Here is a 7336-nt window from a genome sequence, read left to right as displayed (position 1 = left end):
CCTGCGCGCCGCCGCGCCGCCCTCGCCGCGGCCCCCCTGATCGCCGTCGCGCTCACCGCGTGCCAGCCCCAGGCCGCGACCCCCACCCGTGCCGACACCCCGGCCGCTGTCACGGCCGCCGACCACCCGATGACCGTGGAGAGCTGCGGCACGTCGGTGACGGTGCCCGAGCCGCCCGGCCGGATCGTCACCATCAAGTCCAGCGCCACCGAGATGGTGCTGGCACTCGGCGCCGGCGACCGGCTCGTCGGTGCCGCGTTCCTGGACGGGCCGGTCCCCGAGCACCTGGCCGACGCCGCCGCGGACCTGCCCGTCATGTCCGACCAGCTGCCCTCGGGCGAGGCCGTGCTGGAGGTCGAGCCCGACCTGGTGTACGCGGGCTGGGAGTCCAACCTGACGGCAGAGGGCGCGGGCGACCGCGGCACCCTGGCCTCGCTCGGGGTGGCGACCTTCGTGTCCCCCGCCGCCTGCAAGGAGCCCGCCCACCAGCCCGACCCCATGACCTTCGACCTGCTGTTCGAGGAGATCACCCAGGTGGGCGCCCTGCTGGGGACACCGGAGGAGGCCGCCGACCTGGTCGCCGAGCACCGGGACGCCCTGGCCGCGGTCGACCCCGACCCCCGCGGACTGACGGCCCTGTGGTACTCCTCAGGCACCGACATCCCCTACGTCGGAGCCGGGATCGGGACCCCCCAGATGGTGATGGACGCGGTGGGACTGACCAACGTCGCCGCGGACGTCCACGACACCTGGACCTCGTACGCGTGGGAGAACGTCGCGGACGCCGACCCTGACGTGATCGTCCTGGTGGACGCCGCGTGGAACACCGCAGAGAGCAAGCGCGAGATGCTCCGCGAGAACCCCGCCACGGCCAACCTGACCGCCGTGGTGGAGGAGCGGTACCTGGTCGTGCCGTTCCCGGCGACCGAGGCCGGGGTCCGCACCGTCCCCGCCACCGTCGAGCTCGCCTCCCGCCTGGCCGACCTCGAGCTGCCCGGGGCGACCACCGACGGGTCGACGGCCCAGGACCAGCCCTGACCGGCCCGCCCCCTGCGCGCACCCGCCGGGCGGCGGCACCCACCGCGCTGCTCGTCGCCGTCGCCGTCGCGCTCCTGCTCGCCTCGGTGACGGTCGCCGTCACGATCGGGCCCGCGCAGATCTCCGCGCTCGACGTGTGGCGGTCGGTGGCCCACCACCTGGCCGTCGCGGTGGGCGCAGGAGCCCCCGAACCCCCCCTGGGCGTCCTGCGGGACGGGATCGTGTGGGACCTGCGCGTCCCACGCGTCCTGACCGCCGCGGCCGTCGGGGCGGGCCTCGCCGTCGCCGGGACCGTCATGCAGGGCCTCATGCGCAACCCCCTGGCGGACCCGTACCTGCTCGGGCTCTCGTCCGGGGCGTCCCTGGGCGCCGTGGCGGTCCTGGTGCTCGGTGCGGCGGTCCTGCTGCCCGTCGCCGCGTTCGCCGGTGCCGTCGCGGCGCTCACCGCCACCCTCGCGCTCGCCGGGTCGTTGGGCACGCTCACCCCGGCCCGCACGATCCTCGCGGGTCTGGCCGTGGCCCAGCTGTGCGCGGCCGCGACGTCGTTCGTCATCTTCTGGTCGGCCACCGGGGACTCCTACCGGGAGATCCTCGCCTGGCTGATGGGCTCCCTGGCGGGTGCCGGGTGGCACTCCGTCGCGGTCGCAGGCGCGGGCACCCTCGTGCTGGGCACCTACCTGTGCACGCGCGGGGCCACGCTCGACGCGTTCGCGTTCGGTGACCGCGCCGCGGCAGCCCTGGGGATCGCCGTGGGCCGCACCAGGTGGGTGCTGCTGACCGTCGTGGCGCTCATGACCGGTGCGCTGGTCTCGGTGAGCGGGGCCATTGGGTTCGTCGGCCTGATCCTCCCCCACGCCGTCAGGCTGGTCGTCGGAGCCGGGCACCGGCGTCTGCTGCCCCTGGCCGCGCTCACCGGGGCGACGTTCCTGGTGTGGGCCGACACGGCCGCCCGCACCGTGTTCGACCCGCGTGAGCTGCCCGTAGGGGTCGTGACGGCGTTCCTCGGCGCCCCGGTGTTCGCACTGCTGCTGTGGCGGCGCCGCAGCGACCAGGCAGGTGCCGCATGAGCCTGCGGGTGGACGCGGTGAGCTGGCGGGTCGCCGGCCGGCTGGTGGTCGACGGCGTGGACTGCACCCCGCCCCGCGCCGCGCTCACCGGTCTGCTGGGTCCCAACGGGTCGGGCAAGTCCAGCCTGCTGCGCCTGGTCGCCGGGGTGCTCGACCCCGACGCCGGGCGCGTGGAGCTCGACGGCACGGACCTGGTCGCCACAAGTCGCCGCGAGCGCGCCCGGCAGGTGGCCCTGGTCGAGCAGGACACCGTGGTCGACGTGCCCCTCACCGGCCGCCAGGCGGTCACCGTGGGCCGCACCCCGCACACCCCCCGCTGGGGCGGGCTCACCACCAGGGACCACGACGTGGTCGACGCGGCCCTGGCCGAGGCCGGTGCCGGCCCGTTCGCCGACCGTGACCTGGGCACCCTGTCCGGTGGGGAGCGCCAACGGGTCCACCTGGCCCGGGCCCTGGCCCAGGAACCCCGGCTGCTGCTCCTCGACGAGCCGACGAACCACCTGGACGTGCACGCCCAGCTGGACCTGCTCGACGTGGTGCGCCGACTCACCGGTCGCGGGGTGACGGTGCTCGCCGCCCTGCACGACCTCAACGTCGCGGCCGCGGCGTGCGACCACCTGGTGCTCCTGGACCGCGGCAGGGTCGTCGCCGCCGGCGACACCCGCGAGGTGCTGCGCCCCGAGGTCCTCGAACCGGTCTACCGGGTGCGGTGCACCGTCCTGTCCCACCCCCGCACCGGCAGGCCCGTCCTGGCCTTCGACCCGCCCGGGACCTGACCGGCGCACCCCTCGCCACGGTTTGGCAGCATGGATCCATGAGCTCCCTCTGGATGACGGGTGACCCCGACGCCGACTCCCTGCTGGACGCCGACCCGTTCGCCCTGCTCCTCGGGATGCTGCTGGACCAGCAGGTCGCGATGGAGGTCGCGTTCGCCGGGCCCCGGAAGATCGCCGACCGCATGGGCGACCTGGACCCCGGACGGGTCGCGGCGGCCGACCCGGAGGAGTTCGCCGCCCTGTGCGCCTCACCCCCGGCCGTGCACCGCTACCCGGGTTCGATGGCGGCCCGGATCCAGGCCGTGGCACGTGAGGTGGTGCAGCGTTACGACGGGGACGTGACCCGGCTGTGGACCGTCGGCGACCCGGACGGCCGTGAGGTGCTGCGCCGCCTCAAGGCCCTGCCCGGCTTCGGGGACCAGAAGGCACGCATCTTCCTGGCTCTGCTCGGCAAGCAGCGGGGCGTCCGGCCCGACGGCTGGCAGGAGGCCGCCGGGCCCTACGGCGAACCGGGTGCCCGACGGTCCATCGCCGACGTCACCGACGAGGCGAGCCTGCACCAGGTGCGGGAGACGAAGAAGGCCGCCAAGGCCGCCGCGCGGGCGGCGGCGACGTGAGCACCACCACCCCGGTGGGGTCACCGTGAGCCCGACCGCGCTGGTGCTGCTGCGTCACGGGCAGAGCACCGCCAACGCCGCACGCACCTTCACCGGGCTGCTGGACGTGGGGCTCACCGACCGGGGACGGGAGCAGGCCCGGGCCGCAGCGCACCTGCTGACCCGCGACGGTCTGCGCCCGGACGTCGTGCTCACCTCGCCGATGCGTCGGGCGGTCGCCACCACGTCGCTGGTCGTCGCGGCCGGCGGGTTCGACGACGTCCCGGTGCGCTCGACGTGGCGGCTGGCCGAACGGGACTACGGCAGCCTCACAGGAGTGGCCAAGGCCGAGGCGAGGGAGCTGTGCGGACCCGAGCTGTACCTCACGGTGCGACGCACCCTGGACGGGGACCCGGGACCGGCGGACGAGGCCCGCCGTCGCACGTGGCCCCCGGCCTACACCGCACCCGGGTCGGGTCTGCCACGCCCGGGGGACGGGGAGTCGCTCCGGGACGTCGTGGAGCGGGTCCGGCCCGTGTGGGACGAGGTCCGCACGTCCCTGCACCAGGGGCGCACCGTGCTCGTCGTCGCCCACGGCAACTCCCTGCGTGCCCTCTGCCTGCTGATCGACGACCTCACCGGCCCGGAGGTCCAGGACCTGAACCTGCCGCCCGCCCAGCCCTTGCGCTACGACCTGACCCCCGAGGGCCGGCTGACGCCACGGGCGGGCCGCTACCTCGACGCACCGACCGCCCGTCGCGCAGCCGCGGCCATCGCCGCCGAGGGCGGGACCTGAGACCTCAGGCCCGACGACCGTCGAGCAGGTCCGCCCCCGGGCCGGGACGGCCACCGTCCGCAGCGTCCGCAGCGTCCGCACCGTCCGCAGTGGCCGCAGTGGCCGCAGCCGCCCGACCCGCCTCGAACGCCTCGGCCGTCCCCATCGAGAACATGTCCTGGGGCCCGAGCCGCACCAGGGCGCGAGCACCGGGCCCGTCCTCGTCCACCACGTGCCCGGTGCCGCGGACCACGGCGACCGGCCGCCCGGCGGTCTTGCCCTTGACCAGGTCGGCGGTCGCGGCGATCTCGTCCGCGAGCGCCGTGACCGCCACCTCCAGGCGCCGACCGTGGCTGTCGACCTCGCCGCGCATGTCCTCCAGCACCCTCACACCCGCGGCGCCGATCGCGAGGTCCGTCTGCCCGTGCCGCCACGGGCGGCCCGCGGTGTCGGTGACCAGCACCCCCAGGCGCACCCCGAAGCGTGCCGTCAGGCCACGGCGCAGCTGCCGGGCCGAGGCGTCCGGGTCGGACGGCAGCAGCAGGACGGTGCCCTGGGCGGTGTTCGAGGAGTCCACCCCGGCGGCCGCCATCACCAGGCCCAGCCGGTTCTCCACGATGCGGGTGAGCCCCCCGGGGTGGACCCGGGTCGCGACCACGCGCACCGTCTCGGCGTCGATCGCGGCCTCACGGTCGGCGGCCGCGACCACCCGCCCCTCGGCCTTGGACACCACCTTGCTGGTCACGACCACCACGTCGCCGTCGACCAGTGGCCCGCAGGGGTGCGGTGCCGCCAACGCGTCGCCGATCAGGCGGGTGAGGTCGTCACCGGGCCGCACCTCGGGGACGCCGTCGGGCGCCCACACGGTGAGGGAGCCGGGCGCGGTCACCGCTGCAGCCGGGGCAGCACGTCCCGACCGAAGACCTCGATCCACTCGCGCTGGTTGCGGCCCACGTTGTGCAGGTAGATGCGGTCGAAGCCCAGGTCGACGTACTTCTGCAGGGCGGCGCGGTGCACGTCCGGGTCGCTGGAGACGACCATGCGGCCCTCGAAGTCCTCGGGGCGCACCAGCTTGGCCATCTGCTCGAAGTCGTGCGGGGACCGGATGTCGGCCTTGGGGAACTTCATGCCGCCGTTGGGCCACTCGGTCATCGCGTTGGCCATGGCCTGCTCGTCGGTCTCGGCCCACGACATGTGGACCTGCAGGACCTTGGGCATCACGTCGGGGTCCTTGCCCGCCTCGCGGGCGCCGGTCGCGAACCGGTCGAACAACCCCGAGATCTTCTCCAGCGGGGCACCGACGGTGATCAGTCCGTCCGCGTGCCGACCGGCCCGCTTGGCGGTGACCGGGCCGGCGGTGGCGACCAGGATCTCCGGGGCCTCCTCGGGCATGGTCCACAGCCGGGTGGACTCCAGCTTGTAGAACTGGCCGGAGTGCTTGACGTCCTTGCCGTCCAGCCCTGACCGGAACAGCTTGGTGATGATCTCGATGGCCTCGAACATGCGGTTGATGCGCTCGGGGGCCTCGGGCCAGTACCCCGCCACGACGTGCTCGTTCAGCGCCTCACCGGATCCCAGGCCCAACCAGTGGCGGCCCGGGTACATGGCGGCCAGGGTCGCCGACGCCTGGGCCACCATCGCGGGGTGCCACCGGAACGTCGGTGCCGTCACCCCGGGGCCGATGTCCCCGGTCGTGCGCTCCCCGAGTGCCGCGAGGACGTTCCACACGAACGCGCTGTGCCCCTGCTGGGGCACCCACGGCTGGAAGTGGTCGGCGGCCATGACGCCGCTGAACCCGTGCTGCTCGGCCAGTGCGGACAGCTCGACCACCTCGGTGGGGTGGAACTGCTCGAGCATCGCCGCGTATCCGATCGTGAGCGTCACGTGCGCCTCCTGTCCGCGCGGCCCGGGCGGGCCACCTCCCCCGAGGCTAGCCCGCCCGGCCACCACCTCACTCGTAGGAGATCGCCTCCAGGACGTCCATGCGGGCCGCGCGTACCGCCGGCCACACCGCGGCGACCACCCCGACCACCCCCGCCAGTCCCACGAACGCCCCCAGCTGGGCCCAGGGCACCACGAGCGTCGACAGCCCCTCGTCGGCGTAGACGGTGGGCAGCGTGGCGGCCAGGCCGGTGCCCACCGCGATCCCCAGGACGGTGCCGAACACCGCGGTCAGCACCGACTCCACGGTCACGACGGTGGCGAGCTGGAGCCGACCGAGCCCCACCGCCCGCAGCAGCCCGATCTCCCTGGTGCGCTCGGCGATCGACAGCGCGAGGGTGTTGACGATGCCCAGGACCGCGATCACGATCGACAGCCCCAGCAGCGCGTAGAGGATCACCAGGATCTGGTCCACCTGCTCGGCCAGCCGGTCTGCGAACTGCTCGGCGTCCAGGACGGAGACCACCACGTAGCGGGCCGCGACCTCGTCCAGGCTGTCACGGACCTCGGCGACGTCGGTCGCCGGGTCCAGGGTCAGGAAGACGGTGTCGATGCTGCGTTCGGCCACCGGCACCAGCTCGGCGAGGGTGACGTCGGTCACGATCACGGGGACGCCGAGCGCCCTGGAGTCGACCACGGCCACGACCCGCACGTCCGTGCGACCGGCACCGCCCCGCAGGCCCAGCACCGTCCCCACGTCCCAGCCGTTGTCCCGGGCCGTGGTGCGCTGGACGACCGCCGTGCCGTCCACCAGGTCCCCCGGGTCACCGGAGTCGACGACGACGTCCAGGGCCCGCTCGAAGACCCCCGGACGGACGCCCAGGACGGGCCGGTCGGCACCGTCGACGTCCAGGGTGGCGAACCACAGGGGGTCGACCTCGGCCACGCCGTCCACCTGCGCCACGTCGTTGACGAGCTCGGGCGGGACCGACCAGGTCGCCGACTGGACCAGCAGGTCGGCCGTGGCCTCCTCCTCGACGATCGCGCGGGTCGAGGCCTGGGTGGACGCGGCGATCACCGAAGCCGCGCTGACCAGCGCCATGCCGATCATCAGGGCACCGGCGGTGCTGGCCGTGCGCCGCGGGTGCCGGGTCACGTTGCCGCGCGCCAGCCCGCCCAGCGGCCGCAGGGCCAGGACCACCG

The 7336-nt window shown here is 74.7% G+C and carries 7 protein-coding genes and 1 pseudogene; 5 read left to right on the top strand and 3 right to left on the bottom strand.

What is annotated here, in order from left to right:
- From N869_RS11465 to N869_RS11445, 5 genes and pseudogenes are all read left to right on the top strand, one after another.
- Nucleotides 1–1038 (top strand): putative F420-0 ABC transporter substrate-binding protein (locus N869_RS11465; RefSeq protein WP_035061781.1); only part of this gene is annotated, 1038 nt, incomplete at its 5' end.
- Complete coding sequence (locus N869_RS11460; RefSeq protein ID WP_052105464.1) at nt 1035–2105, top strand: putative F420-0 ABC transporter permease subunit; 1071 nt, start codon at nt 1035–1037, stop codon at nt 2103–2105. The genes N869_RS11465 and N869_RS11460, both read left to right, overlap by 4 nt.
- Nucleotides 2102–2692 (top strand): annotated as a pseudogene (locus N869_RS11455) (ABC transporter ATP-binding protein); the annotation flags it as partial. The gene N869_RS11460 and the pseudogene N869_RS11455, both read left to right, overlap by 4 nt.
- Before the next feature lie 227 nt (nt 2693–2919).
- The gene (locus N869_RS11450; protein ID WP_035061778.1) at nt 2920–3498 is read left to right on the top strand and encodes an HhH-GPD-type base excision DNA repair protein; all 579 of its coding nucleotides are present in this window, start codon (nt 2920–2922) and stop codon (nt 3496–3498) included.
- A 25-nt stretch (nt 3499–3523) separates the two neighbouring features.
- Complete coding sequence (locus N869_RS11445; RefSeq protein ID WP_035061776.1) at nt 3524–4273, top strand: 2,3-bisphosphoglycerate-dependent phosphoglycerate mutase; 750 nt, start codon at nt 3524–3526, stop codon at nt 4271–4273.
- A gap of 4 nt (nt 4274–4277) precedes the next feature.
- Here the strand turns inward: N869_RS11445 and N869_RS11440 are convergent, their stop codons facing one another.
- From N869_RS11440 to N869_RS11430, 3 genes are all read right to left on the bottom strand, one after another.
- A complete protein-coding gene (locus N869_RS11440; RefSeq protein ID WP_052105462.1) occupies nt 4278–5141 on the bottom strand; it encodes a coenzyme F420-0:L-glutamate ligase in 864 nt (287 codons plus the stop codon).
- Nucleotides 5138–6109 (bottom strand): TIGR03557 family F420-dependent LLM class oxidoreductase, encoded by a 972-nt coding sequence (locus N869_RS11435; RefSeq protein ID WP_052105463.1) that lies wholly within the window; start codon nt 6107–6109, stop codon nt 5138–5140. Before N869_RS11435 ends, N869_RS11440 begins: the two co-directional genes overlap by 4 nt.
- Nucleotides 6110–6203: 94 nt before the next feature.
- Nucleotides 6204–7336: FtsX-like permease family protein (locus N869_RS11430; protein WP_035061774.1), on the bottom strand; the 1133-nt coding region annotated here is incomplete at its 5' end.

The organism is Cellulomonas bogoriensis 69B4 = DSM 16987 (assembly GCF_000767165.1).
Classification (GTDB): domain Bacteria; phylum Actinomycetota; class Actinomycetes; order Actinomycetales; family Cellulomonadaceae; genus Actinotalea; species Actinotalea bogoriensis.
The sequence above is the reverse complement of the archived record's forward strand: the minus strand, read 5'-3'. Positions and strand labels throughout refer to the sequence as shown.

Excerpts from the sequence above, each read along its gene's own strand:
- N869_RS11450 (WP_035061778.1), top strand. The coding sequence starts at position 2,920 with ATGAGCTCCCTCTGGATGACGGGTGACCCCGACGCCGACTCCCTGCTG.
- N869_RS11435 (WP_052105463.1), bottom strand. The coding sequence starts at position 6,109 with ATGCTCGAGCAGTTCCACCCCACCGAGGTGGTCGAGCTGTCCGCACTG.